This is a genomic window from Lentzea kentuckyensis (assembly GCF_002150765.1).
Lineage (GTDB): Bacteria > Actinomycetota > Actinomycetes > Mycobacteriales > Pseudonocardiaceae > Lentzea > Lentzea kentuckyensis.
Genome location: NZ_MUYM01000144.1, coordinates 2,767 through 27,640, shown reverse-complemented (window position 1 = coordinate 27,640; position 24,874 = coordinate 2,767). Strand labels below are relative to the sequence as shown.

The window sequence follows — 24,874 nt, the reverse complement described above, 5'->3', positions numbered from 1 at the left end:
CGGCGAGTTCCTGCCGCAGCCCTTCCGCCCGCCTGACCTGCGTCTGCCGACGACTTCCGCTCACGACTCCCACCTGAGACCGGCCGCGTTCGGCCAGATGCGCGGCCATCAACCGTCCGGCCGCGACGTCGTCGAGACTGACCGAATGCAGGCCTGGGGCGGTGCGCGCGACGACCACGCACGGCGTGCCGTTCTCCGCCATCCGCCGGGCGTGGTCGTCCGCGGTCTCGTCGGTGGTGATGACCAGGCCGCGCACCCGTTGCTGGTCCATGGCCAGCACCTGGGCGGCCTCCCGGTCGGCGCGGCGGTCGGTGTTGGCCAGCATGACCGGGCTGCCGCCGGCCGCGGCCACCTCGTCGATCCCCCGGATCAGGTCCAGGTAGAACGGGCTGCTCAGGTCGCGGATGACCACGCCGATCGTGCTCGACCGGCCGGCGAAGATGCTTTTCGTCAACGCGTTCGGGCTGTAGCCGAGGCTTTCGGCGGCCGCGCGGACCTTGGCGGCCGTCGGCTCGGCGACGAGACCACCGTTGAGCACGCGGGAGACCGTCGCGGTGGACACTCCCGCGTGTGTGGCGACGTCGCCGATCGTCACTCGCTTCATCCCGTGACCCGCCTGCCTTCCCGCACCACGATCCTGCCGCCGATCATGACGGTGCGGACGTCGGCGAGCGCCGCCGGGTCGGTCACCACCAGGTCGGCGACCGCGCCCGGCACGATCCGGCCACGCCGGGGCGCGAGGCCGGGGAACGTGTCGGCGACGGTGGACGTGGCCATCGCGATCGCGGCGGGCAGGCCGACCACCCCCGCTTTCGTCGCCCGGTCGATCGCCAGCAGGATCGGGTCGTGGTGGCCGGCCGCGTAGTCGGTCGAGATCGTGTCCACCAGCCCGGCCTCGAACATGGCGTAGAGCAGTTCCGGTCCCAGATCTGGCCTCCTGCCGCCGAAAGTGTCCAGAATGGACACATCGATCACCACTCCCCGCTCCTTCAACCACGCCGCGTGGTCCAGGGCCTCGCGCGGCGTGAAGCTGGGATGGTTGGAGTGCCCGGCGACCATCCGCACGTCCGTCCCGGCGAGCGCGGCCACCTGTGTCATCGACGCGGCCGCGTTGTGCACGAGCACCGGCACGTCCAGGTCCCTGGCCTGGTCCGCCGCCTCGGCCAGGCCGCGCAACGCGATGTCGAACGCCGGCAGCACCACGCCGGACACGATCTCGCGCGCGTCCTCGACGGACAGCACTCCGGTCAGGTTCGCACCGGCCAGCGCCTCCTCCACCGCGTCCCGGTCGAACGCCGTGGTGATGATATGACGGCCCAGCACCGCGATCTTCAGCTCGTTCGCCTGCCACGCCGTCACTCGCACGCCCGTGCGCCGCGCGATCTCCTCGGGGATGTACAGGTAGCTCGCCCCGCCACCACCGAGCGTGTGCCCGGCGCCGATCTCCCCCAGCGCGACCGCTCCTTCGGCCACGGCCTGGCGCGCGGTGAACGCCTTGTCCGCCTCGGTCAGCCCACCGCCGTCGGCGATGATCGCCGCTTCCAGGCACGCGGGTGTGTTGCAGGAGGCCGCCTTCACGGTGACGGGATGCGCTTCGTCGGTCCTGGCAACAGCTTCGGCGGTGATGAACCCGTCGACGCAGAGCACAGTCGTCGTCCCCTCCAGCAGATGCCGGTCGAGGTTCGCGTTCACCTGCTGGTGCGGCAACGGTTCGTGGCCGCTGGGGAACAGCGGGCCGTACGCGGTGCCGTGCGTGTGGTTGTTGATCAACCCGGGGATCACCAGCATCCCCTCCGCGGCAACGACTTCCGCCGATGGATAGGCGCCGTTCCCCGGCTCGACGATCTCCCGGACGGTGTCGCCTTCGACGACGACGTCCACCCCGCGCCGCGGTTCGGTGCCTTGGCCGTCGACCAGGTCGCAGCCACGCAGGACGGTCGTCATCGCTCGAACCTCTCGAAGCGGAACGCCGCCAGCGCGTCGTCCCGGTCCTCGCCGAGCACCTCGCCGGCGACGAGTTCGCCCGCGTGCAAGCACAACGTCACTCCGCTGTGCGACACGGCGAAGAAGTAGTTGCGCAGGCCGGCGACCCGCCCGAGGACAGGCAGCCCGTCACCGGGAATCGGCCGCTCCCCCGTGCGCACGCTCTCGACGGCCGCCGCCCGAATCCCCGGGCAGACCTCCCTGGCCTCCCGCACCAGCTTGTCGACCGCCTGCTGTCCACCCTGATCGACCTCGCTGGAGTGCAACAGGACCCGGCTGCCGTCCTCCGGTCGCAAGTGGACGCTCGGAGCGTGCACGACCCGCGTGACCGGAACCGCGACCGGTGAGGTGTACACGAGCACGCAGGGCAGGTTGCGCATCGGCAGCGCCAGCCCGGCCATCGCGGCGACCTCGTCCGCCCGCGGCCCCGCGCAGTTCACGACCGCGTCCGCGACGAGCACGCGTCCGGACTCCAGCCGCACGGCCCGCACCGCGGCACTGCCCAGGTCCAGCCCGACCACCGCGTCGTCGGCCACGACGTCGACATCGCCCGACAGCAGATGTGCGATCAACCGGGCGGGCTCGACCCACGCCTCGCCGGGGAAGTACGCGATCCCGCCGGGCGGAAGCCGGTCCGGGTCCAGGCCTGGCTCCAGATCCAGCGCCTGGGCGCGAGTCAGCCACGAGGCCTCGTAGCCGAGCGCGTGGAGAGCGTCGACCTTGGCGTGCAACGCGGTCTCGTCGGCGGCCCACTCGATGCCGCCGCCACCGCGGTACCAGTCGCCGAGCGGGACTTCGGCCGCCAGCCGTTGGTGCGCCGCCATTCCGGCGACGTTGAGCTCGTGGTAGACCAGCGGTCGCTTGTTGCGCGAGTTGACCCACGAGAACGTCGTGCCGGACGTCCCGGAGCCCGGCGCACCGGCGTCGACGACCGTCACCTTCGCACCACGTCGAGCCAGCGCCGCTCCCACGGCGGCTCCGTAGACACCAGCACCCACCACGACGACCCGCATCGCGTCCTCCGCTCATGTAACTAGTTACATGCAACTAGTTGCACGGTAGCCCCGCTGGCCGGACGTCGTCAATGAACACGAGAGATCTTCAAATACTGGCCACCATTGCTCGCGCTCGTGGAATCACCCGATTGGCCCCAAACATCGTAATCGTGCGAATTGGCGGTGATTAACGCCGATCATTCGCCGACCGACACCGCAGGCCACCTGCGGGGCGTCACCCAACGTGAACCCGAAGTATCGGAATTCGTTGCTCCATTCGATAACCCTCCCGCCACCGGAAGGGGTTGCGCGCACAGCTACGCTTGCCATCTCAATTTGCAGCACGGAGTTTCCGGGGACCTCCGCATTTCGGTACATCAGAATGCGCACAGGAAGCGTGCAGACACCGATGACTGAGAGCAGCGGCAGACCGTTGCACGACAATTACGGCCCGGAGGCACGCGCCGCCGTCGAACGCGAGAGCGAGTTACCGACGACAGGATGGGAACGCGAGGTCGCACGAGGCCTCGAACTGGGGCTTCCGGCTGCGGACTCAGTAGTCGACAGGCGCATTCCGACGTTCTCCCGCGGGGAGTTGCCGCACTTCGCGGGCATCAACACCTTTCTCAAGGCGCCGTTCGTGGAGGACGTCCGCAGGTGCGGCGACTACGACGTGGTCGTGCTCGGCGCGCCGTTCGACGGCGGCACCACCTATCGGCCCGGCACCCGGTTCGGGCCGCAGGGCATCCGCAAGATCTCCGCGCTGTACGGCCCGTACAACTTCGAGCTCGGCGTGGACCTGCGCGAGTCCATCACCATCGCGGACCTCGGCGACGTGTTCACCATTCCCGGCAACATCGAGAAGACCTTCGACCAGATCAGCAAGGCCGTCGGTCACGTGTACTCCTCCGGCGCCTTTCCCGTCGTGCTCGGGGGCGACCACTCGATCGGCTACCCCACCGTGCGCGGTGTTTCGGAGCATCTGCGGGGAAATCTCGGCATCATCCACTTCGACCGGCACGTCGACACCCAGGAGACGGACCTCGACGAGCGGATGCACACCACGCCGTGGTTCCACGCGACGGACATCCCGAACGTGCCTGCCCGCAACCTCGTGCAGATCGGCATCGGCGGCTGGCAGGCGCCTCGCCCCGGCGTTCAGGTCGGCCGCGAGCGCGGCACCACGATCATGACGGTCACCGACTGCGTGGAGATGGGCATCGAGGCCGCCGCGCAGCGAGCGCTGGACGTGGCGTGGGACGGCGCCGAGGCCGTCTGGCTCAGCTTCGACGTCGACTGCCTCGACGCGGCGTTCGTGCCCGGCACCGGCTGGCCGGAGCCGGGCGGGTTCCTGCCGCGCGAGGTGCTCAAGTTCATCCAGTTGGTGGCCGCGCGGCCGCTCGCCGGCATCGAGGTCGTCGAGTGCTCTCCCCCGTACGACCACGCGGAGATCACCTCTTTGATCGCCACCAGGGTCGTCTGCGACACCCTCGGCTGTCTCGTCCGCGCGGGCCATCTGCCCCGTTCCGCGGCGGACTAGCCCTTCCCCCACAACAGAATCTCACAGGAGTTCGGTTTGTCTTCCCGCCGCATCAGCCGTTTTTCGATCGCACTGGTGTTGCTGTGCGCCACGGCGTGCACATCGACCGCGACGTCCACGGACAAGATCACGCTGGGTCTGAGTGCGTGGCCCGGCTGGTTCCCCTGGCAGGTCGCGCAGGAACAAGGATTCTTCAAACGCAACGGAGTCGACGTCGAGCTGAAGTACTTCGACAGCTACACCGACAGCCTCAACGCCCTGTCGAGCGGGGCGATCGACGCCAACAGCCAGACGCTCAACGACACGATCGCGTCGGTCAGCGGTGGCGCCGAGCAGACGATCGTCCTCGTCAACGACAACTCCACCGGCAACGACCAGGTGATCGCCCGCGAGGGCATCTCCGGCGTCGCCGACCTCAAGGGCAAGAAGGTCGCCGTCGAGCAGGGCACGGTCGACCACTACCTGCTGCTGCTCGCGTTGACCGAGTCCGGTCTGTCGCAGAAGGACGTCGAGCTGGTGCCGCTCGCCACCGACGCGGCGGCAGCCGCCTTCGTCGCGGGCAAGGTCGACGCGGTCGGCGCCTTCGCGCCGTTCACCACCACCGCGCTGCAGCGCGCCGGCAGCCACGCGATCGCGACCTCCGCCGAGTTCCCCGGCGCCATCCCCGACCACCTCGTGGTGTCCGGCGCGTTCGCGAAGAACCGTGCGGACGCCGCGCAGGCGTTGGTGAACACGTGGTTCGACACGCTCGACTGGATCAAGCAGAACAACGACCAGGCCGTCGAGATCATGGCCAAACGCGGTGGGGTGAGCGCGACCGACTACCGCGGCTACGACGCCGGCACCACCATCTTCACGTTGCGGCAGAACATCGACGCGTTCACGCCGGGCGTCACGCCCACGCACCTCAACCACCAGGCCGGCCGGATCGCGGACTTCCTGGTGAACACCGGCCTCACCCAGAAGCGGCCCTCGCTGGACGGGCTGTTCGACGACAGGTTCGTCAAGGCGGTGCACAGATGAAGACCGCACTCGCCGAGCGCGCGGCCGACGTCCGCGCCGCCTGGCCACCACTGCCCCGCCGGACCCGCCCGCCGCGCACGGTGCTCACCATCCGCGCACCGATCTCCCGTCGTGCCGCGACGACGCTCACCGTCCTTTCGCTGGCCGTGCCCTTCTCCTGCTGGGTGGTGCTGAGCGCGAGCGGCGTCGTACCGGCCACGTTCCTGCCGTCACCGGGCGCCGTGCTCGCCGCCGGTTGGGAGATGGCCCGCTCGGGCGAGCTCGTCGTCGACGTGTGGACGACCACCCGGCGCGTGCTGGAGGGGTTCGGGCTCGCCGTGCTCGTGTCCGTGCCGCTCGGCATCCTGATCGGCACGTTCCACGCGGGGCAGGCGGCGTTCGAGCCGGTGATCGGGCTGCTGCGGTACCTGCCGGCGAGCGCGTTCATCCCGTTGCTCATCATCTGGCTCGGGCTCGGCGAACCGTCCAAGATCGCGATCCTGTTCCTCGGCACGGTCTTCTTCAACACGCTGATGACCGCCGACGTCGTCCGGGGAGTGCCCCGCGCGCTCATCGACGTCTCCTACACGCTCGGCGCCCGCCGCGGCGAGGTGCTGCGCAAGGTCGTGGTGCCGCACTCGTTGCCGGGCATCATCGACGCGGTTCGCGTCAACGCGGCGGCGGCGTGGAACTTCGTGGTGGTGGCGGAACTGGTCAACTCCACCGCCGGGCTCGGCTACCGGATCGTTCGCGCGCAACGCTTCCTGCAGACCGACAAGATCTTCGCGGTGCTGGTGGTGATCGGCGTCATCGGCGTGACGATCGACGTGGCCCTGCGCCTGGTGCGCGCTCGGGCAGGGCGGTGGGCCGCATGACGCTGGAACTCGTCGATGTCTCCATGGACTACCACGTACGTGGTCGCCAGAAGCGCGCGCTCGACGGCGTGAACCTCACGGTGTGTCCGGGTGAGTTCCTGTGCGTCGTCGGTGCGAGCGGCTCGGGGAAGTCGACCATGCTGTCGCTGATCGCCGGTCTCACCACGCCGACTGCCGGCGAGATCACCATCGAGGGCCACCCGATCACCGGGCCGGGACCGGACCGCGGACTGGTCTTCCAGACCGGGTCGCTCTACCCGTGGCGCACCGTGGAACGCAACGTCGCTTTCGGACTCGAGCTGCTCGCGCTGGACGCCACCGAACGCGGCCGCCGGGTCGACTGGTACCTCGCCGAGACCGGCCTCGCGGACGTGCGCCGGTCGCTGCCGCGCCAGCTGTCCGGCGGCCAGCAGCAGCGCGTCGCGATCGCGCGGGCACTGGTCTGCGAACCCGACGTGCTGTTGCTCGACGAACCGTTCGGTGCGCTCGACGTCCAGACCAAGGAGGACATGCAGCTGTTGATCAGGCAGATCTGGCGCGACACGGGCACGACCGTGCTCATGGTCACGCACGACGTCGAAGAGGCGGTGTTCCTGGGCACCAGGGTCGTCGTGCTCGCGAGCGACCCCGGTCGCGTCGCCGCGCAGGCCCGCATCCCGCTCGCGGAGGACCGGGATCTCGCGACCAAGCGCACGACCGCGTTCCTGCGGCTGCGCGCGTTGATCGAGGACATGATCCGCGCACCGCACCGCTGCGGGGTGACCGGGTGAGGCGAAGTGTGCTGCACGGGCACTCCATCGGCCGGAAGCTGAACCTGCTGATCGTGCCTCCGCTGGTCGCCGCGGTGCTCGTGGCGGTGCCGTTCCTGCTCGGCCAGACCGGGGACGCGGGCTCGGCCGCGGGTACCGCCGAGTCCGCACGGCAGGTGCGCGAGCTGGGGAACCTGATCTGGGAACTGCAGAAGGAACGCGTGCTGACGGCCGCGCACCTCGCGTCACCCGGCGACGACGGCGAGAAGCTCAAGCGCCAGCACGGCAACGTGGACGCCGCGGCCGGCGGTGTGCGCGCGGCGCTCGGGGACGAGATGTCCGACGAGCTCACGACCGCGTTGGTACGCCTGGGTTCGCTGACCGGGTTGCGGCAGACCGCCCTGCGCGGCGGCTCGTCGTTCGAAGGCGTCGCGCGGACGTACCACGCCGACATCACCGCGGTGATCGACTCGCTGCGCCTCGTTCCCCAGCAGACCGGTGACGCGGAGGGCACCAGACAGCTCACCGCGCTCGAAGCACTGCTGCGCGCGTCCGAGCAGCACGCCATGCGGGACACCGGACTGATCGTCGCCGCGGCGAAGAAACAGACAGGACAGGCTCTGCAGAACGACGCCGTGATGCAGGCCCGCGCGTTCACCGAACGGTTCGTGCAGCAGGCAGACGCGGAACACGCCGCCATGGTCGTCACGGTGGAGGAAGGAACCGATGGCCGCCGCGTCGACGAACTCGCCACGCGGCTGCCGGCCGAGCCGAGCCCGTCGTTCGCGGCGGAGGCCCTTGACGCGGTGTCCGCACAGGCGGAGCTGCGCAAGGTCGCGCAGGACCGGGTCACCGACGAGATCACCGCCGCGGCCGCGGCGCGGGCGAGCCGGGCCGCCGTGCTCGCCTGGACCGTCGGCCTCGGCGGCGCCGCGCTGTTCGCCCTGGTCGTGTGGCTCGTGATCGCCGTCCGCCGCTCGATCGCGAACCCGTTGCGCAACCTCACCGAAGCGGCGGGCGCGGTGGCCGATCTGGCCGGACGCGAACTGGTGCGCGTCTCCGACACCGAGGTGCCCGACGAACAGGTGCCGCGGCTCAGCGCGATCGACGTGTCGTCCGGCAACGAGCTGGGCCGGCTCGCCGAGGCGTTCAACCGCGTACAGGGCACGGCGGCGCAGCTCGTGGAACGGCAGGCGATCACGCGACGCAACGTCAGCCTGATGTTCGCCAACGTCGCCAAGCGCACGCGCAGCCTCGTCAGCAGGCAGCTCGCCCTCGTCGACGAGCTGGAACGCGACGAGCAGAACGAGAAGCTACTCGCGAGCCTGTACCAGCTCGACCACCTCTCCACCCGGTTGCGGCGCACCGCCGACAACCTGCTCGTGATCGCGGGCACCCGCGAGGAGGCCAAGCTCTCCGGCCCGATGGAGCTGGGCACCGTGCTGCGCTCGGCACTGGCGGAGATCGAGGACTACCAACGGGTCCGGCTCGGCACGGTCGGCAAGATCACGGTGGCGCCCGCACTCGGGGCCGACCTGATCCAGCTGTTCGCCGAGCTGCTGGACAACGCGACCTCGTTCTCGCCGCCGGAGTCCACTGTGGAGGTCGACATCACCCGCACGGCCGACCGGTCCTGCGTCGTGCGGATCGTCGACCGCGGCATCGGGATGACCGAGGCCAGGCTCACCGACGAGAACCTGCGCCTGGTCGAACGCGAGCGGCTCGACATCACCCCCACCAGCGTCCTCGGCCTGTTCGTGGTGGGGCGGCTGGCGCGCCGGCACGCCCTCTCCGTCGAACTGCTCCCGACCGACGGCGGCGGCGTCACGGCGCGGGTGACCGTGCCGCCCGGTCTGCTGACCCAGGACCTGTCCGCGCTGCCAACGGTCGTGACACCCGCCGTGCCACCACCCGTGGCACCGGTACCGTTGCAGGACCGGGACTTCGGCTGGTTCATGGGCGACGACGACATCACGATCACGTTCCCGGCCGTGTGCGCCGAACCCGACCACCTGTCGGGCGACCTGTCCACGGAGATCACGCTGGTGTCGTCCGCCATCGCCCGCGTGGCGGTCCTGCCGCAGCCCTTTCCGGTCCCACCGGAGCAGGAAGGACGCGCCGGCCTGACCCGGCGGGTACCGGGGGCCAGCCTCTCACCGGGCCTGCGCACCGACATCACCCCGGCGGCCCCACCACCCGCCGCCGAGCACGCCGCCGCCTCCTGGCAGCAGCGCGACCCCGCCGCCGAACGAGCCGCGCTCGACGCGTTCGCGAACGGCCTGGTGCTGGGCGCCGCGGCCGGAGCAGGCACGCACCACACGAAAGAGGATGCTGAATGAGCGCGCTGCCCACCGCACGGACCAGCGTCGAGGCGCAGAACTTCAACTGGCTCGTGTCCCGTTTCGCGCAGGGCACCCCCGGTGCCCTGGCCGCGATCGCCGTGTCCTCCGACGGACTGCTCATCGCGATGTCGGCGGACCTGGTGCGGGAGAACGCCGACCGGCTGGCGGCGATCACCTCGGCCATGCTGAGCCTCGCGGGCGGCGTCTCCGACTGCCGGCCGCTCGGCCCGCCGGACAAGGTGATCGTCGAGCTGGGGCAGGGCTACCTGGTCGTGTGCACCATCAGCGTCGGCTGCGCCCTGGGCGTGCTGGCGTCCAAACAGGCCAGTCTCGGCACGATCGGCTACGAGATGGCGATGTTCGCCAACCGCGCCAGCGCCGTCCTCACCCCGCAGGTGATCGAGGAACTCAAGTTCTCGGTCGGGCGGTAGCGCATGCCGGACCGTGACGTCTCGCTGCTACGGCCGTACCTGCTCACGTCCGGCCGGACCGAGCCGATCGACCGCAACCTGGAGCTCGAGACCCAGGTGGTGACCAGTGATCTCGGCGCGGCGTCCCACGCGAGCCTGTCGTTCGAGCGTCGCGACATCGTGGCGCTGTGCACGAGGTCCACGTCGGTCGCGGAGGTCGCCGCGATCCTCGGGCTGCACGTCGGTGTGGCCCGGGTCCTCGTGGCGGACCTGGCCGCGCTCGGGTACGTCGCCGTCCACCGACCGAACGCCGATCTCGCCGGCGACCCCGCCATGATCGAGAGGATCATCCGCCGCCTTGAAGCCATCAGCTGAGCCCCGCACCCCGACGCCGGTCAAGATCATCATCGCCGGTGGCTTCGGGGTCGGCAAGACGACCGCGGTGTCGTCGATCTCCGAGATCAAGCCGCTGCGCACCGAGGCGGCCATCACGACGGCGTCGGAGGGCATCGACCGCACCGCGCTCACCCCGGAAAAGACCACCACCACGGTGGCACTGGACTTCGGGTGCATCACGATCGACGAGGAGATCAAGCTGTACCTGTTCGGCACACCGGGCCAGGACCGCTTCGGTTTCATGTGGCGCGACCTGGTGCTGGGCGCGTTGGGCGCGCTCGTCATCGTCGACACGCGGCGCATCGACGAGTGCTATCCGGCCGTCGACTACTTCGAGAAGGCGGGACTGCCGTTCGTCGTCGCCGTCAACCTCTTCGAGGGCCGGCTCAGCCATGCCGTGGCGGACATCCGCTGGGCACTGGCGATCGGTGACCACATCCCGCTGATCAGCTTCGACGCCCGCGTGAAGCTGTCGGTCCGGGACGCGCTCCTGACCGTGCTGCGAACCACGCTGGCACGAACGAAGTCCCAGTAGGACGGTCGCGGCGGCGCGGGTGAGAGCCTGCTGCCGGAGCTACGCTGCGCGGGTGGAGCTTGCTGATCGGGACGCCGGGATCGACCTCGCCGAACTGCTGGCGGCGTTCTCGCTGGCCACCGACCTCGGGCTCGGCCAGCCGATGGAGCACGTCCTCCGCTCGTGGCGGATCGCGGAGCGGCTCGCCGAACGCATGGGCCTGCCGGAGGATCAGCGGCGGTCGCTGTTCTACGTCTCGATGCTCGCCTGGGTCGGTTGCATCGCGGACTCGCCGGAGGTCGCGGCGTCGTTCGGCGACGACATCGCGTTCCGCGCGGACAGCTACGAGGTCGACCTCGCCGGACTGGCGGGGTTCGGCTTCTTCCTGCGTCGCGCGGGCCGCGGCACGCCGATGTGGCACCGGCTCCGGGTGGCCACGACGATCGTGACGAGCGGCGGTCAGAGCGTCATGCGGGGCATGCAGTCGCACTGCACGACGACGTCGGCGCTGGCGGAGCGGCTCGGGCTCGGCCAGGACGTGGTGATGGCGTTGCGGCAGTTCTTCACCCGCTGGGACGGGCACGGGGTGCCGCAGGGCGTGGGTGGCACGGACATCGCGCCGACGGTCCGCTTGCTGCACCTGGCCGACGTCGCCGAGGTCCAGCACCGGACCGGTGGGATCGATGCCGCGGTCGAGGTCGCGAAAGCACGGCGTGGCAGCCAGTTCGCGCCCGACGTGGTCGACGCGTTCGTCGCGCACGCCGCGGAGGTGCTGTCCGAAACCGAGATCGAGCCACCGCGGCGCCGCCCTCTGACGGAGGGCGAGCTGGACACGGCGCTGGAGGCGCTGGCCGACTTCACCGACCTGCGCTGCGCCTCGCGAGCCGGGCATTCCCGTGGTGTCGCGGAACTCGCCGGCGCGGCGGCCCGCTCGATGGGGCTTCCCGTCGGCGACGTCATCGCCACCCGACGCGCGGGCCTGCTGCACGACATCGGCCTGCACGGGGTGCCGGTGACGGTGCTGGACCAGCCGGGAGCGCTGTCGGCCACCGACTGGGAGCGCGTGCGGCTCAGTTCGTACTACACCGAGCGCGTCCTGGCTCGTCCGGCGGCGTTGGCCAGGCTGGGCGCGATCGCGGCGACGGCCCACGAACGGATGGACGGCAGTGGCTACCACCGCGGTCTGTCCGGCGCGGCGGTGCCGATGACCGGGCGCCTGCTGGCCGCGGCGTGCGCGTATCGGGCGATGCTCGAACCGAGGGCGCACCGCACGGCGTTGACGGACAAGCAGGCCGTCGGCGCGGTGCGGGACGCGATCCGGACCGGCGCGCTCGACGGCGACGCGGCCGAGGCCGTCCTCTCCGCCGCGGGCAACGGCGTCCGGCGGCGGGTGTCGGGTCCGGCCGGGCTCACCCCGCGCGAGGTCGAGGTGCTGATCCTGATCTCACGCGGCGCGCAGACCGGCGAGGTCGCCGACCAGCTGGGGATCTCGCGCAAGACGGCGGGGACGCACATCGAGCGGATCTACACCAAGACCGGGGCGTCGTCCCGCTCGACCGCCACGTTGTTCGCGCTGCGCAACGGGCTGCTCGATCCGCTCGATTTGTAGGGCGAACACCCGACGACACGGGGTCTTCCCGCTCCTAACTTCGGTACTCCCGACGAAGTTCTAGGAGCACACCATGTCGAACAAAGCCGTCATCAGCCTCGCAACGGGTCTCGAGGACGCGGAGAAGGTGACCGTCGCGTTCCTCGTCGCGATCGGCGCCGCCGAGACCGGGCGCGAGACGCTGATGTTCCTGTCCAAGGAGGCGGTGCGCCTCGCGCTGACCGGCACCGCCGCGGGCGTCGCGTGCGACGGCTGCCCGCCGGTGGCGGACCTGCTCCAGCGCTACGAGGCGGCCGGCGGGCGTTACTTCGTCTGCCCGCTCTGCTTCAACGCCAAGCACCTCGACGCCGCCGACCTCATCCCCGGCGCGGAGGTGAACGGCACCATCCCGATGTGGAAGTGGATCGGCGACGAGCCGGCGACCACGTTCAGCTACTGACGTCGTCGCCGGTGAGCCTCTGTTTCCCGGAGGCGGTAGATCTTTGAAAACGACAATGATTACCATGTTTCCCAGTCGGCCGCGGGAGTCGCGGCCGAGGAGGGGGACATGTGGCTCACCTGTTGATGATCGAGAGCTGGGTCGGCGCGATGAGTTCGTTGCTGCCCAGGGCGATCAACGAGTCAGGGCACCGCTTCACCTTCATCACCCGCGACCTGCACCACTACCTGCGCGCCGCCCCCGCGCACCCGCATCCGTTGCTGGCCGCGGACAACGTGCTGACCGCGGAGACCAACGACGTCACCACCCTGCTCGACCACGTCGAGCGCCTGCACGCGGTGCTGCGCTTCGACGGCGTGATCTCCTCGTGCGACTACTACCTCCCCACCGCCGCACGGGTCGCCGCGCACCTGGGCCTGCCCGGTCCTGATCCCCTTGCGGTCGAACGGGCCTGCCGCAAGGACCTCACCCGCACCACCCTGCGCGAGGCGGGGGTGCCCGGTCCCCGGTTCGCCCTCGCCGAGGACTGGCCGGCGCTCGCCAAGGCCGCCGCGGAGCTGGGTTACCCGCTGGTGGTCAAGCCGGTCGACCTGTGCGCCGGCATGTACGTGCGCAAGGTGACCGACGAGGCGGGGCTGCGTGAGGCGTTCGCCGCGATGGAGGCCTTCCCGGTCAACGCCCGCAACCAGCCCAGGGTGCGGACCGTGCTGGTGGAGGAGCTCCTCACCGGGCCCGAGGTGAGCGTGGAGACCGTCACCGTGGACGGCACCACGCAGGTCGTCGGCGTCACCGACAAGAGCGTCGCGGGCGATCCGTGGTTCGTCGAGAGCGGGCACATGTTCCCCGCCGACCTGGACACCACCGAGGCCGAGGCGGTCGCCGTCGCCGCGATCGAGGCGCTGGGCCTGGACCGGTGCGTCGGGCACACCGAGGTCAAGCTGACGCCGGAAGGCCCGAAGCTCGTCGAGGTCAACCCACGTCCCGCCGGCAACCAGATCACCGAACTCGTCCGGCGGGTCACCGGCATCGACCTTCCCGCCGTGTACGCGCAACTGGCCGCGGGCGAACGTCCTGAGCCGCGCCCGGCCGGCACCGGTGTGCGCAGTGCCGCGATCTCCTTCCTCCTGCCCCCGCGCTCCGGGCTGGTGGCCGCCATCAACGGCGCCGAACCGGCCGCGGACGTCGTGGAGTGGGTGCTCAAGCCGCCCGGCCACCGCGCGGGCGACCCGACCAGCAACAACAGCTACCTCGGCCACGTCGTCGTGACCGACCCGAACGGTCTCGGCGCGCGTGCGCGGGCCGAGCAACTCGTGGGCGGTCTGTCCGTCGAGTACGCCGAGGAGCCGGCGTGACGCTCACCGACCTGCTCGAACTCGTCCGTGGTGGCGGGCTCGGTCCCGATCCGGCGAAGTGCGCCGTGAGCGTCGGGTTCACCACCAGGCAGGGTGCCCGGCACGCCACGCGCGGCCAGTCCTACCGCAACACCGTCGTCAGCCTTCGCGTGGAGGACGCGGTCGGCTCGTGCGCGGTGGAGGACGTCGCCGACCACGAGGTGCACGACTGCGTCGGTTCGACGGTGCTCGACCTGCTCGGCCACCCGAACCCGGCCATCCGCACCGCCGCGCTCGACGCCTACCTCGCGCACGCCCGGCCGCACCACCTGTCCGCCACGAAGTCGATCATCGTGGGGCCTGGCAGTTCGCTGGCCAAGTCGATGGCGCGGGCAGAGGCGGTCGTGGACCTGCTGGACCCCGCGCCGGGCGACCGGGTGCTGGTGGTCGGCGTGGTCAACTCGCTGCTGCACCACCTGCGCGAGCGTGGCGCGACGTACGTGGCGTGCGACCTCAAGGGCGGCCGGACCGAGTGGGACGAGCCGATCACCACGGGGGCTTCGCTGGACGGCTGCGACCTCGTGCTGGCCTCGGGCATGACGGTCGGCAACGGCACCTTCGAACCGCTGCTGCAACGCGCCGTCGCGGCGGGCACGCCGATGGTCCTGTTCGCCCAGACGGCCGCCGCGGTGCTGCCCTGGTTCATCGGCAGTGGTGTGCAAGCGGTGTCTGCCGAGCCGTATCCGTTCTTCTGGCTCGACGGCGGCCCCACGACGATCCACCACTACACGGAGCGTCCGTCGTGATGATCCCGCGCCAGAACCGGCACCTGCTCGATCTCCTCGGCCAGAGCCCGGTCACCCGCATCACCACGCCGCTGCCCCACCGGCACGGCGGGTTCTGGGCCAAGCTGGAGTGCCTGAGCGCCGGCGGCATGAAGGCCCGGCCGGCCGTGTCGATGCTCCGCGCCGCCCACGAGCGCGGCGAACTTCGTCCGGGCGCCGTGGTCGTGGAGTCCACCAGCGGCACGCTCGGTCTCGGCCTCGCGTTCGCCTGCCAGGTGTTCGGCCACCCGGTGGTCCTGGTGGTGGACAACGAACTGGAGCCGTCGATGCGCGCCCTGCTGCGCGCACACGGTGCCCGCCTGGAAGTGGTGGACCGGCCGCACCCGGTGGGTGGCTGGCAGCAGGCGCGGCTGGACCGGCTGCAGGCGGTGCTGCGTTCGTTCCCCGACGCCTACTGGCCCGACCAGTACAACAACCCGGACAACCCGCGGGGCTACGCGGGCCTGGCCAGGGAGCTCGTCGAGCAGCTGGACCCGGTCGACGTGCTGGTGTGCAGCGTGGGCACCGGCGGACACAGCGCCGGTGTCGTCCGGGAGCTGCGCCGGTACTGGCCCTCCGTGCGGCTGATCGGCGTGGACACCGTCGGTTCCACGATCTTCGGCCAGCCCGCGCGGACCAGGGTCATGCGCGGCCTGGGCAGCAGCATCCACCCCCGCAACGTCGCCTACGCCGAGTTCGACGAGGTGCACTGGCTCGGCCCGGTCGAGGTGGTGGACGCCTGCCGCCGACTGGCCCGCGACGCCTTCGTCACCGGCGGCTGGAGCAGCGGCGCCGTCGCACTGGTCGCCGCCTGGGCGGCGAGGGTCGAACCCGGCGCGGTGGTGGCGACGATCTTCCCGGACGGTCCGCACCGCTACCTCGGCACGATCTTCGACGACGACTTCTGCCACACCCGCGGCCTGCTCGGCCCGGCCTCCGACCGGCCGGTGGAGATCGGTGATCCGCACCGCGTCGAGGCAACGGGCTGGACGCGCTGCCGTTCGGTCGTCGCGCCACAAGCCGTGGTGCTCGCATGAAGCTTCGGTGGGAGGTCTACGGCCTGGAACTGGCCACACCGCTGCGCATCTCCCGCTCGGTGATGTCCCGCCGCGACGCCGTGCGGGTCGTCCTTTCGCGCGACGGGCAGCACGGCCACGGCGAGGTCGTGACCAGCACGTACTACCGGCTCGACGTACCGGCGATCACTTCCGTTCTGGAACGTCTGCGGCCGGTTCTCGCGGACACCCCGGAGGCCGCTCTCGACGTTCTGCACGCGGACTCCGCGGTGCCGGCCGGTGTGCGGGCGGCGGTCGACGCGGCGTTGCACGACCTGCTCGGCCTGCGTCGCGACGTGCCGGTGCACCGCCTTGTCGGCGTTGAGGAGTGGCAGGCCACCCCGACCGCCTACACGATCGGCATCACCACACCGGACGACGCCGCCGCCCAGGCTGATGCTTTGGCCGCGCGCGGGTTCTCCGTGCTCAAGGTCAAAGCGGGGGCCGATCCGGACCGGGACGTGGCCACCGTGTTCGCGGTCCGTGCCGCGGCGCCGGACGCCCGGCTGGTGCTCGACCCCAACGGCGCCTGGAGCCCGGACCTGGCGGTGCGGACGCTGGAACGGCTCTCCGGTGTCGCGCTCGACGCGGTGGAGCAGCCCATCCCGCCCGGCAACCCGGACGCGCTGGCGTGGGTCCGCGAACGGTGCCCGGCACCGCTGATCGCCGACGAGGACGCCGCCACGGTCGCCGACGTCCGCAAGCTGGCTGGCGCGGTGGACGGCGTGAACATCAAGCTCGCCAAGTGCGGCGGCCTGCGGCCGGCGCTCGACATCGTCTCGGCCGCGCGCGCCGGTGGCTTCGACGTGATGCTCGGCTGCCTGGTCGCCAGTTCGCTGGGCATCGCGCCGGCGGTCCACCTCGCCGGACACGCCAGGTGGGCCGACCTGGACGGGCACCTGCTGCTCGCCCACGACCCGTGGTCGGGCATCGGCGGCGAGGACGGCACGCTGCGGCTGTCCGGGGCGCCGGGCCTGGGAGTGGTGCCGCGATGACCCGGTCCACGCCGCCGGTGCGGCCACTGCACAGCCATCCGCGACTGGCCGGGACACGAGGCCTGGCTGGTCCGAAGACCACCCAACTCGCGCCGCCACTCCCGCTACAGCACGACCATCCGCGGCTGTCCGGCGCGCCAAGCCTGGACGTGGTGCGGTCATGACCCGGTTCGCGCTGCCCGTGCGGCTCCTCCTGGTCAACCAGTTCGCCGTCAACACCGGCTTCTACCTGCTCATCCCCTACCTCGCCGCGCACCTGGGCGGCCTCGGCATGTCCGCCGCGGTGATCGGTGTCGTGCTCGGCGTGCGGACGTTGAGCCAGCAGGGCCTGTTCCTGCTGGGCGGCACCGCATCGGACCGACTGGGACCGCGGACCGTCATCCTCGCCGGGTGTGCGTTGCGCGCGGTGGGGTTCGGGCTGTTCGCGGTGGGCGAGTCGGTCGCCGTGGTGCTGGCGGCGTCGGTGCTCAGCGGGCTGGCCGGGGCGCTGTTCAACCCGGCGGTGCGGGCGTACATCGCGTTGGAGGCGGGTGAGGCGCGCGCCGACGCGTTCGCGCGGTTCAACGTCTACGCCCAGGCGGGTGCGTTGTGCGGGCCGGTCATCGGCAGTGTGTTGCTGCTGTGGGACTTCCGCGTCTCGGCGGTGGTGGCGGCCGGGATCTTCGCGGTGCTGACGGTCGCCCAGGCCGTCGTGCTGCCGAAGCGGCCGGCCACGCGCCGGGGCGGGACGATCCTCGGCGACTGGCGGGAGTGTCTGGCCAACCGACGGTTCGTGGCGTTCACCTGTGTGCTCAGCGGGATCTTCGTTCTGCAGAACCAGCTTTACCTGTTGCTGCCGATCCAGGCGCAGGAAGCCACCGGGAAGGCCGGCGTCGTCGCGGCACTGTTCATCACCTCGACGGTGGCCACGCTGTTGTTCCAGGTGCGCATCACGGGCTGGCTGAAGAACCGGGAACGCGGACCGGTGATCGCGGCGGGGATGGCCGTCATGGGGGCGGGATTCGTCGCGCCGGCGCTGTGGTCCGGGCTCGTGCCCGTGCTCATCGCCACGCTCACGCTGGCTGCGGGCGTGATGATCGCGCATCCGCTCGTCTACGACCTGATCCCCTCGTTCGGGCCGGACAGCCTGGCCGGCACCCACTTCGGCGTGTTCTACCTGGGGTCCGGGCTGGCCGCCGCGCTCGGGAACACCGCGATCGGGTGGGTGATCGGGTTCGGTGACCGGTTCGCGTCACTGCTCTGCGTCGTGGTCGGCCTCGCCTGTGCCGCGGGCGTTCTCTGGCTGCACCGCCGCGGCGCGCTCACACCACAGCCGGAGGCCGTCCGATGAACCTGCTCACCGACAACCCCGAGCTGTACGAGCACCAGTTCCCCGATCCCGGACACGTCGCGGCGCGGTTCGTGCACGACATCATCACGAGGTTCAACGGCACCGGGCGGGAACTGCTCGACGTCGGCTGCGGCACCGGGCGGGACGCGGGGTGGTTGTCCCGCAACGGTTATCGCGTCACCGGGGTGGACAGCTCGGCGAACATGCTCCAGCACGTGCGCGAGCACCACCCGGCGGTCGACGTGGCGTTGGCCGACATGCGGTCGTTCGACCTCGGCCGGAGCTTCGACGTCATCACGTGCCTGGACAGCGCGATGTTGTACTGCCACACCAACGCCGACCTCGACGCCTTCCTGGCCCGGTGCCGCACGCACCTCAATCCCGGCGGGCTGTTCGTCGCGGAGATGCGCAACGGCGCGTTCTTCCTCGGCAACGCCGAACTCCTCGACGGCGGGAGAACCCGCTCGGTGACGTGGCGCGGGACCGAGTACACCTCGCACACCGAGCTGTGGATCGACCACGCCGAACAGTTGCTGCGCCGCCGCCGCACGTGGGAGTGGGGCGCCGAACCGCTCGTGCAGCGGTCGGCCTGGCGGCTGCTGTTCCCGCAGGAGCTGCGCCACCTGCTCGACCTCGCCGGGTTCGACGTCCTCGCCCTGTTCGACTCCCCCGGCCCGCGCACCGACCAGCCCTGGACCGCCGACGCCCCGGTGAGCACAGCGCTGTCCGGTGACCGCCTTCACGTCGTGGCCCGCCTCCGCCGAAGCGGGCACCCCCGAAAGGAACCAGCATGACCCTGAACCGCCGCGGTTTCCTCGGCCTCACCACCGGTCTCACGGTCGTCACCCTCGCCGGGTGCGGCAGCGGTGGTGGCCCGGCGTCCTCCGCGCCACGCACCGGAGGCAGGCTCCGGGCGGCCTTCGCGGGCGGTGGCGCCAAGGAGGTCCTCGACCCGCACCTGGCCAACCTGTTCGTCGAAGCCGCGCGGTCCAAGGCGATGTTCGACAAGCTCGCGGACCTCGGTGCCGACGTGTCACCGCAGCCACGCCTCGCGGAGAAGTGGGAGCCGAACGCGGACCTGACGCGCTGGCGGATCACCTTGCGCCAGGCGAAGTTCCACGACGGCAGACCGGTGCGGGCCCAGGACGTGCTCGCCAGCTATGCGCGCATTCTCGACCCGAAACGGGCGTTCCGCGCCAAGTCGAGCCTCACGCTGATCGACCTGCCGAACAGCCGCGCCGTCGACGACCGCACCGTCGAGTTCGCGCTGAAACGGCCGTTCTCCGAGTTCCCCAACGCCCTCGCGGCGTTCGGCGCGTACATCGTGCCGGAGGGCGCCGAGGACTTCACCAAACCCTTCGGGTCGGGGGCTTTCAGCTTCGTGTCGTTCGAACCGGGGAGGTCCGTGCTGCTCAAGCGCAACCCGGACTACTGGGAAGGCGCGCCGCTGCTGGACGAGCTGGAGTTCGTGATCGCCAACGAGGAGTCCGCGCGCACCAACGCTTTGCTGGGCGGCCAGGTCGAGTACGCGCACGATCTGACCCCGACCACCGCGCGCAGCCACGCAGCAGGCGACCGGATGGCGATCCACCGCTCCCCCAACAGTGCCGTGCAGGCGTTCGCCATGAAGCTCGACCGGCCGCCGTTCGACAACCGCGACCTGCGGGAGGCGCTGTTCCTGCTCGCCGACCGGCCGCAGTTGGTGGAGTCGGTGCTCGCGGGCAGCGGCCAGGTCGCCAACGACCTGTTCGGCAAGGGCTACCAGCACTACGCCGACGAGATCCCGCAACGGCAGCGCGATCTGGACAAGGCGAAGTTCCTGATCCGCAAGGCCGGTGCCGAGGGCCTGGTGGTCAAGCTCGACACCTCGACCGCCGCGGCCGGGATGGTCGAGGCCGCCACGGTGTTCGCCGACCAGGCCAAGGGCTCCGGGCTGACCATCGAGGTCGTCCAGGGCAACAAGGACAGCTACTGGGCCGACACGCTCAAGAACGGCTCGCTGTCGAGCTACCGCTCCGGCGCCATGCCCATCGAGACCCACATCGCGCAACGCCTGCTCACCGCGTCGGGCACCAACGTGACCAAGTGGGCCCGCCCGGAGTTCGACGCGCTGTACGAGAAGGCGGTGTCCACTTCGGACCAGAGTGTTCGTGAGGAGGCGTACCGGGAGATGCAGCGCACGCTGCACGCCGAGGGCGGTTACCTGATGTGGGGCTTCGCCGACTGGATCGTGGGCGCGCGGCCGAACGTCGGCGGGATCTCCACCGCTCCCGCCAACACGCTGGACTGGGCCCGGTTCGACAAGGTGTGGCTGGGTTGAGCCTCGCGTCCTACACGGCCCGGCGGATCGCGCTCGGGCTGGTGCAGGTGCTCGCCGTGATCACCCTCGTGTTCCTGCTCGTCCAGGCCCTGCCGGGCGACGCGGCGGTGGCGCTGGCCGGCGACAACCCCGACCCCGCGCGGATCGCCCAGATCCGCGCGGCCATGGGCCTGGACCGGCCAGCGCCCGAGCGGTTCGTCGAGTGGCTGATCGGGTTGCCACGGCTGGACTTCGGCGTGTCCCTGGTGTCGGGGCGGCCGGTCGCGGACTTCCTGTTCGGCGGGATCGGCCCGACCATCGTGCTGGCGGCACTGACCCTCGTGCTGCTGGTGCCGATCTCGGTGCTGGTCGGTGTGCTGGCCGCGTTGCGCGAAGGCAGTCTGCTGGACCGCGCGCTGACGTCGATCAGCGTGGCACTGCACTCGATTCCCGAGTTCGCGCTCGCCGTGGTGCTGATCGCGGTGTTCGGCGTGCAGCTGGCCTGGCTGCCACCGACGGCGGTCGGCGCGGACCTGTTCGCCCAGCCCGCCGTGCTGGTGCTGCCGCTGGTGGTGCTGCTGGCGCGGCCGATCTGCTCGATCAGCCGGCTGGTGCGCGCGGGCATGGTGGAGGCGCTGGCGTCGGACTACGTGCGCCACACCCGGCGGCTGGGGATCGGTGAGACGCGGGTGCGGTTCGCGCACGCGTTGCCGAACGCGCTGGCGCCGGCCGTCCAGCAGGTCGCGCGCACCACGGACTGGTTGCTGGGCGGCGTGATCGTCGTCGAGGCGGTGTTCGTGATCCCCGGTCTCGGCACCGTCCTGGTGGACGCCGTGGCCGCCCGCGACCTGCCGGTGGTGCAGGGCCTGGCCGTCGTCTTCGCCGTCACCACGGTGGCCGTGAACCTGCTCGCCGACCTGGTGGCGTTCCGGCTGGCACCGCGCGCGGAGGTGGTCGCGTGAAGCGGGCGGGCATCGGCGGGCTGCTGATCGCGGTACCGCTGGCGTTGGCGCTGCTCGGCCCGTTGTTCGTGCCGGACGAGCAAACCCGCGGCGCGCCCTTCATGCCGTCGGGCTTGCTGGGCACGGACTTCGTGGGCCGCGACGCCTGGTATCAGGTGCTCGCGGGCGGCCAAATGGTGGTGCTGGTGGCGTTGATCGCCACCGCCTTCTCCTACCTGGCCGGGGTGCCCTACGGCGTCCTCGCGGCCACCACCCGGTTGCGGCTGGTCGACGAGGTGCTGATGCGGCCGCTCGACGTACTGCTGGCGGTGCCGTCGCTGCTGGTGCTGATCCTGGTGGCCGCCATCGCCGGACAGGGCCTGCCGGTGCTCATCGGTGTGGTCACGCTCGTCAACTTCCCCGACGTCGCCCGCCTGTCCCGCGCGGCGGCACTGGAGATCTCCGGAAGGCCCGCGTTGGAGGCGATGCGCATGCAGGGCGAGTCGTGGTGGCAGACCTCGATCGTCTACACCGGACGGTCGATGCTGCGCACCCTCGCCGCCGACGTCGGCGTGCGGCTCACCGCGGCGCTGTACCTGGTGGCGTCGGCCAGTTTCCTCGGTGTCGGCGTGCCGCCCGACGCGGCGGACTGGGCCGTGATGGTGGACCGGAACCGGGGCGGGTTGTTCCTGCAGCCGTTGACCGTGGTGGTGCCCGCGTTGCTGATCGTGGCGTTGTCCGTCGGGTTGAACCTGGTGTTCGACCGCGCTCTGCGGCAGGTGCGCACATGAGCCCGGTGGTGCACGTCGAGGACCTGCGCGCCGAGGCGAACGGGCACGTGTTGCTCGACGGCGTCAGCTTCGCGCTGTCCGCGGGCCGGGTGCTGGCGCTGGTCGGCGCGTCGGGCAGCGGCAAGACCACCACGGGTCTGGCCCTGCTCGGCGAGCACTCCCCCGGCGTGACCGTCAGCGGACGCGTCGAGGTGCACGGGCGGGTCGGATTCGTACCGCAGCAGCCGGCGTCCGCGCTCAACCCGGTGCGCCGGCTGGGTTCCGTGTTCCACGAGATTGCCGCGCTGCACGACGGAGATCCCGGCGAACTCGTGGACACGGCCCTGCGCCGGGCACGGGTGCCGGCCGACCTGCTGCGCCGTTATCCGCACCAGCTCTCCGGCGGCCAGCAGCAACGCGTCGTGCTCGCCCAGGCGCTGGTCGGCAGCCCGGCGGTGCTGGTGGCCGACGAACCCACCACCGGGCAGGACGCCCTGACCCGTGCCGAGGTCGTGGACGAGCTCGCCGCCGTCGTCGCCCAGGGCGTGGCACTCGTGCTGCTCACCCACGACGTCGAGGTCGTACGGGCACTCGCCGACGAGATCGTCGTGCTGCGGGACGGCCGCGTCGTCGAAGCGGGTCCCGCGGACGAACTGCTGACCGATCCCCGCGACGAGTACACCCGCGCGCTGCTCGACACCGTGCCGCTGGTGTCCGTCGAGGTTCCCGAGCGGGCGCCACGCCTGCGGGTGCGCGGCCTGACCGCCCGCTACCGCAACGCCACCGTCCTGCACGACGTGGAGCTGGAGGTCGGTGAACGCCTGGCGGTCGTCGGCCGCTCGGGCAGCGGCAAGACGACGCTCGGCCGCTGCCTCGCCGGTCTGCACCAGCAGGCCACCGGCGAGGTGCTGCTGCACGACCGGCCGCTCGCCAGGTCGCTGCGCCGCCGGTCGCGGGCCGCGTTGGCAGCCGTGCAGTACGTGTTCCAGGACGCGCGGGGCTCGTTCGACGAGCATCGCCCCGTGCTGGACCAGGTCGCCAGGACGGCCGTGCGGCTACGCGGCGTGCGTCCTGCCGAAGCCCGCGCGTCCGCGCTCGCCGCCCTGGTCCGGGTCGGCCTGGACGAGGAAACGGTGCTGCGCCGCCCGCGCGGACTGTCCGGTGGCGAACTCCAGCGGGCCGCGCTCGTGCGCGCCCTGCTCGCCGAACCCGAGGTGCTCGTGTGCGACGAGATCACCTCGGGCCTGGACGCGGTGACCCGCGCCGGGTTGCTCGACCTGCTCGCGAGCGTGCCGTGCGCGCTCGTGCTGATCAGCCACGACCTCGAGGTCGTGGCCCGCCTCGCCGACCGGGTGGTCGTGCTCCACGAAGGACGCGTCGTCCTGGACGGTCCGGTGGGGACGACCCTGGACGGCGCAAAAGAGAGGATGAAGTGAACGAGCACCACAAGGGATCCCACGAGGTGCGGCTGGCGACCCACGCCGACCTGCCGGGGGCCCGCAGCGTCATGCTGGACACCTTCTACCGCGAGTTCGGCCACGGCTATCGCCCGCAGTGGCACACCGACGTGATCGACCTGGCCGGCACCTACCTGGACACGCCCAGGCACGCGCTGTTCGTCGCGGTCCACGGGGACGAGGTCGTGGGCACCACGGCCGTGCGGGCGCAGGGGCCGGCCAGCCCGCCCCATCCGGCCTGGCTCGCCGAGCGCTACTCGGGCGACCGGACCGCGCAGCTGTTCCGGGTGTACGTCCGGGCCGAGCACCGGCGCCTCGGCCTCGCGCGGGCACTGGTCGACGCCGCGGTCCGGTTCATCGCCGAAACCCCCGGCTACGAACAGATCTACCTGCACACCGACACCCGCGTGCCCGGCGCCGAGGCGTTCTGGCGCTCGGTCGCGGTCGAGGTGTGCGACGCGCGCGACGGCGATCACGGCCGCAACCAGACCGTGCACTTCGAGATCCCCCTCCCGGTCCTCGCCGAGCGGAGATGAGAACGGCATATCTGACAATCTGTCTGAAATGGACAGTGTGACCGCGCTCGCGCGTCACAACGTGTTGACAGCACAGGGGTTATCGTCGACTTCGGGTCTCGCACGAGCGGGGCCCAGTCGCTTCCGCACCTGAAGGACGTGAGTCATGGGCAACCTCGGCGCCCCTGAGCTGCTGATCATCGCTGTGGTGGTCGTGTTGTTGTTCGGCAGCAAGAAACTGCCGGAAATGGCCCGTTCCCTGGGTCGGTCCGCCAAGATCCTCAAGGCGGAGACCTCAGGACAGCCGCACCAGGAGGCGTCGGCCGCGAGCGCGGTCGACGCCTCCCAGGTCGCACGGCTTCAGCAGCAGGTGGACGACCTGCAGCAGCAGCTCAGGGCGGCCCAGCAGGCACCGAAGACCACGACCTGAGCCGCGAACTAGTACGGGCCTTGCGCCACGATTCGATCTTGAAGAACGCGCTCCCATGGCCACTACCAGCGCA

The 24,874-nt window shown here is 71.0% G+C and carries 25 protein-coding genes; 22 read left to right on the top strand and 3 right to left on the bottom strand.

Translation table 11 applies throughout. The annotated features are described in order from the left end of the window. The 3 genes from B0F77_RS43410 to B0F77_RS43400 form a co-directional block, all read right to left on the bottom strand. A partial coding sequence (locus tag B0F77_RS43410; protein WP_143467226.1) for a LacI family DNA-binding transcriptional regulator occupies positions 1–604 on the bottom strand: 604 nt, incomplete at its 3' end. Next, the gene (locus B0F77_RS43405; protein WP_086668916.1) at positions 601–1,944 is read right to left on the bottom strand and encodes an amidohydrolase family protein; all 1,344 of its coding nucleotides are present in this window, start codon (positions 1,942–1,944) and stop codon (positions 601–603) included. The genes B0F77_RS43410 and B0F77_RS43405, both read right to left, overlap by 4 nt. Next, the gene (locus B0F77_RS43400) at positions 1,941–2,996 is read right to left on the bottom strand and encodes an NAD(P)/FAD-dependent oxidoreductase (protein ID WP_086668915.1); all 1,056 of its coding nucleotides are present in this window, start codon (positions 2,994–2,996) and stop codon (positions 1,941–1,943) included. The genes B0F77_RS43405 and B0F77_RS43400 overlap by 4 nt, the downstream gene beginning before the upstream one ends. Before the next feature lie 391 nt (positions 2,997–3,387). Between B0F77_RS43400 and B0F77_RS43395 the strand changes: the two genes are divergently transcribed. The 22 genes from B0F77_RS43395 to tatA all read left to right on the top strand — a co-directional run bounded on the left by B0F77_RS43395 (position 3,388) and on the right by tatA (position 24,801). Next, a complete protein-coding gene (locus B0F77_RS43395; RefSeq protein WP_086668914.1) occupies positions 3,388–4,518 on the top strand; it encodes an agmatinase family protein in 1,131 nt (376 codons plus the stop codon). Positions 4,519–4,554: 36 nt separating this feature from the next. Further along, positions 4,555–5,541, top strand: a complete 987-nt coding sequence (locus B0F77_RS43390) for an ABC transporter substrate-binding protein (protein WP_086668913.1) — start codon at positions 4,555–4,557, stop codon at positions 5,539–5,541. Next, positions 5,538–6,395 carry an ABC transporter permease gene (locus tag B0F77_RS43385; RefSeq protein WP_086668912.1) on the top strand — a complete coding sequence of 286 codons (858 nt, stop codon included), beginning with the start codon at positions 5,538–5,540 and terminating at the stop codon, positions 6,393–6,395. The genes B0F77_RS43390 and B0F77_RS43385 overlap by 4 nt, the downstream gene beginning before the upstream one ends. Beyond that, the gene (locus tag B0F77_RS43380) at positions 6,392–7,165 is read left to right on the top strand and encodes an ABC transporter ATP-binding protein (protein ID WP_086668920.1); all 774 of its coding nucleotides are present in this window, start codon (positions 6,392–6,394) and stop codon (positions 7,163–7,165) included. Before B0F77_RS43385 ends, B0F77_RS43380 begins: the two co-directional genes overlap by 4 nt. After that, positions 7,162–9,483 (top strand): sensor histidine kinase, encoded by a 2,322-nt coding sequence (locus tag B0F77_RS43375; protein WP_245849449.1) that lies wholly within the window; start codon positions 7,162–7,164, stop codon positions 9,481–9,483. Before B0F77_RS43380 ends, B0F77_RS43375 begins: the two co-directional genes overlap by 4 nt. Further along, on the top strand, positions 9,480–9,917 hold the full coding sequence (locus B0F77_RS43370) for a roadblock/LC7 domain-containing protein (protein WP_086668911.1): 438 nt from the start codon (positions 9,480–9,482) through the stop codon (positions 9,915–9,917). Before B0F77_RS43375 ends, B0F77_RS43370 begins: the two co-directional genes overlap by 4 nt. A gap of 3 nt (positions 9,918–9,920) precedes the next feature. Beyond that, a complete protein-coding gene (locus tag B0F77_RS43365; RefSeq protein WP_086668910.1) occupies positions 9,921–10,271 on the top strand; it encodes a DUF742 domain-containing protein in 351 nt (116 codons plus the stop codon). Then, complete coding sequence (locus B0F77_RS43360) at positions 10,255–10,827, top strand: GTP-binding protein (protein WP_086668909.1); 573 nt, start codon at positions 10,255–10,257, stop codon at positions 10,825–10,827. Before B0F77_RS43365 ends, B0F77_RS43360 begins: the two co-directional genes overlap by 17 nt. A gap of 52 nt (positions 10,828–10,879) precedes the next feature. Further along, positions 10,880–12,415, top strand: a complete 1,536-nt coding sequence (locus B0F77_RS43355) for an HD domain-containing phosphohydrolase (protein WP_211294322.1) — start codon at positions 10,880–10,882, stop codon at positions 12,413–12,415. Between the two features lie 73 nt (positions 12,416–12,488). After that, entirely contained in the window at positions 12,489–12,854 is a 366-nt protein-coding gene (locus B0F77_RS43350) for a DsrE family protein (protein ID WP_086668908.1), read from the top strand. Between the two features lie 110 nt (positions 12,855–12,964). Further along, the gene (locus B0F77_RS43345) at positions 12,965–14,206 is read left to right on the top strand and encodes an ATP-grasp domain-containing protein (RefSeq protein WP_086668907.1); all 1,242 of its coding nucleotides are present in this window, start codon (positions 12,965–12,967) and stop codon (positions 14,204–14,206) included. Beyond that, entirely contained in the window at positions 14,203–14,991 is a 789-nt protein-coding gene (locus tag B0F77_RS43340; protein ID WP_086668906.1) for a Rossmann-like domain-containing protein, read from the top strand. Before B0F77_RS43345 ends, B0F77_RS43340 begins: the two co-directional genes overlap by 4 nt. After that, entirely contained in the window at positions 14,991–16,046 is a 1,056-nt protein-coding gene (locus B0F77_RS43335) for a PLP-dependent cysteine synthase family protein (RefSeq protein ID WP_086668905.1), read from the top strand. The genes B0F77_RS43340 and B0F77_RS43335 overlap by 1 nt, the downstream gene beginning before the upstream one ends. Continuing rightward, a complete protein-coding gene (locus B0F77_RS43330; RefSeq protein ID WP_086668904.1) occupies positions 16,043–17,059 on the top strand; it encodes a dipeptide epimerase in 1,017 nt (338 codons plus the stop codon). The genes B0F77_RS43335 and B0F77_RS43330 overlap by 4 nt, the downstream gene beginning before the upstream one ends. A 160-nt stretch (positions 17,060–17,219) precedes the next feature. Then, positions 17,220–18,389, top strand: coding sequence for an MFS transporter (locus B0F77_RS43325; protein WP_086668903.1), 1,170 nt, complete (start codon positions 17,220–17,222; stop codon positions 18,387–18,389). Next, on the top strand, positions 18,386–19,183 hold the full coding sequence (locus B0F77_RS43320; RefSeq protein WP_086668902.1) for a class I SAM-dependent methyltransferase: 798 nt from the start codon (positions 18,386–18,388) through the stop codon (positions 19,181–19,183). The genes B0F77_RS43325 and B0F77_RS43320 overlap by 4 nt, the downstream gene beginning before the upstream one ends. Then, positions 19,180–20,709 carry an ABC transporter substrate-binding protein gene (locus B0F77_RS43315; RefSeq protein ID WP_086668901.1) on the top strand — a complete coding sequence of 510 codons (1,530 nt, stop codon included), beginning with the start codon at positions 19,180–19,182 and terminating at the stop codon, positions 20,707–20,709. Before B0F77_RS43320 ends, B0F77_RS43315 begins: the two co-directional genes overlap by 4 nt. Continuing rightward, positions 20,697–21,650, top strand: coding sequence for an ABC transporter permease (locus tag B0F77_RS43310; RefSeq protein WP_086668900.1), 954 nt, complete (start codon positions 20,697–20,699; stop codon positions 21,648–21,650). The genes B0F77_RS43315 and B0F77_RS43310 overlap by 13 nt, the downstream gene beginning before the upstream one ends. Continuing rightward, positions 21,647–22,420, top strand: a complete 774-nt coding sequence (locus B0F77_RS43305) for an ABC transporter permease (RefSeq protein ID WP_245849448.1) — start codon at positions 21,647–21,649, stop codon at positions 22,418–22,420. The genes B0F77_RS43310 and B0F77_RS43305 overlap by 4 nt, the downstream gene beginning before the upstream one ends. Then, positions 22,417–23,835 carry an ABC transporter ATP-binding protein gene (locus B0F77_RS43300; RefSeq protein ID WP_086668899.1) on the top strand — a complete coding sequence of 473 codons (1,419 nt, stop codon included), beginning with the start codon at positions 22,417–22,419 and terminating at the stop codon, positions 23,833–23,835. The genes B0F77_RS43305 and B0F77_RS43300 overlap by 4 nt, the downstream gene beginning before the upstream one ends. Next, complete coding sequence (locus B0F77_RS43295; RefSeq protein ID WP_245849447.1) at positions 23,832–24,392, top strand: GNAT family N-acetyltransferase; 561 nt, start codon at positions 23,832–23,834, stop codon at positions 24,390–24,392. Before B0F77_RS43300 ends, B0F77_RS43295 begins: the two co-directional genes overlap by 4 nt. 145 nt (positions 24,393–24,537) lie before the next feature. Further along, positions 24,538–24,801 carry a Sec-independent protein translocase subunit TatA gene (gene tatA / locus B0F77_RS43290; protein WP_086668898.1) on the top strand — a complete coding sequence of 88 codons (264 nt, stop codon included), beginning with the start codon at positions 24,538–24,540 and terminating at the stop codon, positions 24,799–24,801. Positions 24,802–24,874 lie beyond the last annotated feature (73 nt).

Coding starts and splice junctions, on each gene's coding strand:
- B0F77_RS43380 (WP_086668920.1), top strand. CDS start 6,392: ATGACGCTGGAACTCGTCGATGTCTCCATGGACTACCACGTACGTGGT.
- B0F77_RS43315 (WP_086668901.1), top strand. CDS start 19,180: ATGACCCTGAACCGCCGCGGTTTCCTCGGCCTCACCACCGGTCTCACG.
- B0F77_RS43385 (WP_086668912.1), top strand. CDS start 5,538: ATGAAGACCGCACTCGCCGAGCGCGCGGCCGACGTCCGCGCCGCCTGG.
- B0F77_RS43395 (WP_086668914.1), top strand. CDS start 3,388: ATGACTGAGAGCAGCGGCAGACCGTTGCACGACAATTACGGCCCGGAG.
- B0F77_RS43370 (WP_086668911.1), top strand. CDS start 9,480: ATGAGCGCGCTGCCCACCGCACGGACCAGCGTCGAGGCGCAGAACTTC.
- B0F77_RS43300 (WP_086668899.1), top strand. CDS start 22,417: ATGAGCCCGGTGGTGCACGTCGAGGACCTGCGCGCCGAGGCGAACGGG.
- B0F77_RS43325 (WP_086668903.1), top strand. CDS start 17,220: ATGACCCGGTTCGCGCTGCCCGTGCGGCTCCTCCTGGTCAACCAGTTC.
- B0F77_RS43330 (WP_086668904.1), top strand. CDS start 16,043: ATGAAGCTTCGGTGGGAGGTCTACGGCCTGGAACTGGCCACACCGCTG.
- tatA (WP_086668898.1), top strand. CDS start 24,538: ATGGGCAACCTCGGCGCCCCTGAGCTGCTGATCATCGCTGTGGTGGTC.
- B0F77_RS43365 (WP_086668910.1), top strand. CDS start 9,921: ATGCCGGACCGTGACGTCTCGCTGCTACGGCCGTACCTGCTCACGTCC.
- B0F77_RS43335 (WP_086668905.1), top strand. CDS start 14,991: ATGATCCCGCGCCAGAACCGGCACCTGCTCGATCTCCTCGGCCAGAGC.
- B0F77_RS43320 (WP_086668902.1), top strand. CDS start 18,386: ATGAACCTGCTCACCGACAACCCCGAGCTGTACGAGCACCAGTTCCCC.
- B0F77_RS43400 (WP_086668915.1), bottom strand. CDS start 2,996: ATGCGGGTCGTCGTGGTGGGTGCTGGTGTCTACGGAGCCGCCGTGGGA.
- B0F77_RS43350 (WP_086668908.1), top strand. CDS start 12,489: ATGTCGAACAAAGCCGTCATCAGCCTCGCAACGGGTCTCGAGGACGCG.
- B0F77_RS43405 (WP_086668916.1), bottom strand. CDS start 1,944: ATGACGACCGTCCTGCGTGGCTGCGACCTGGTCGACGGCCAAGGCACC.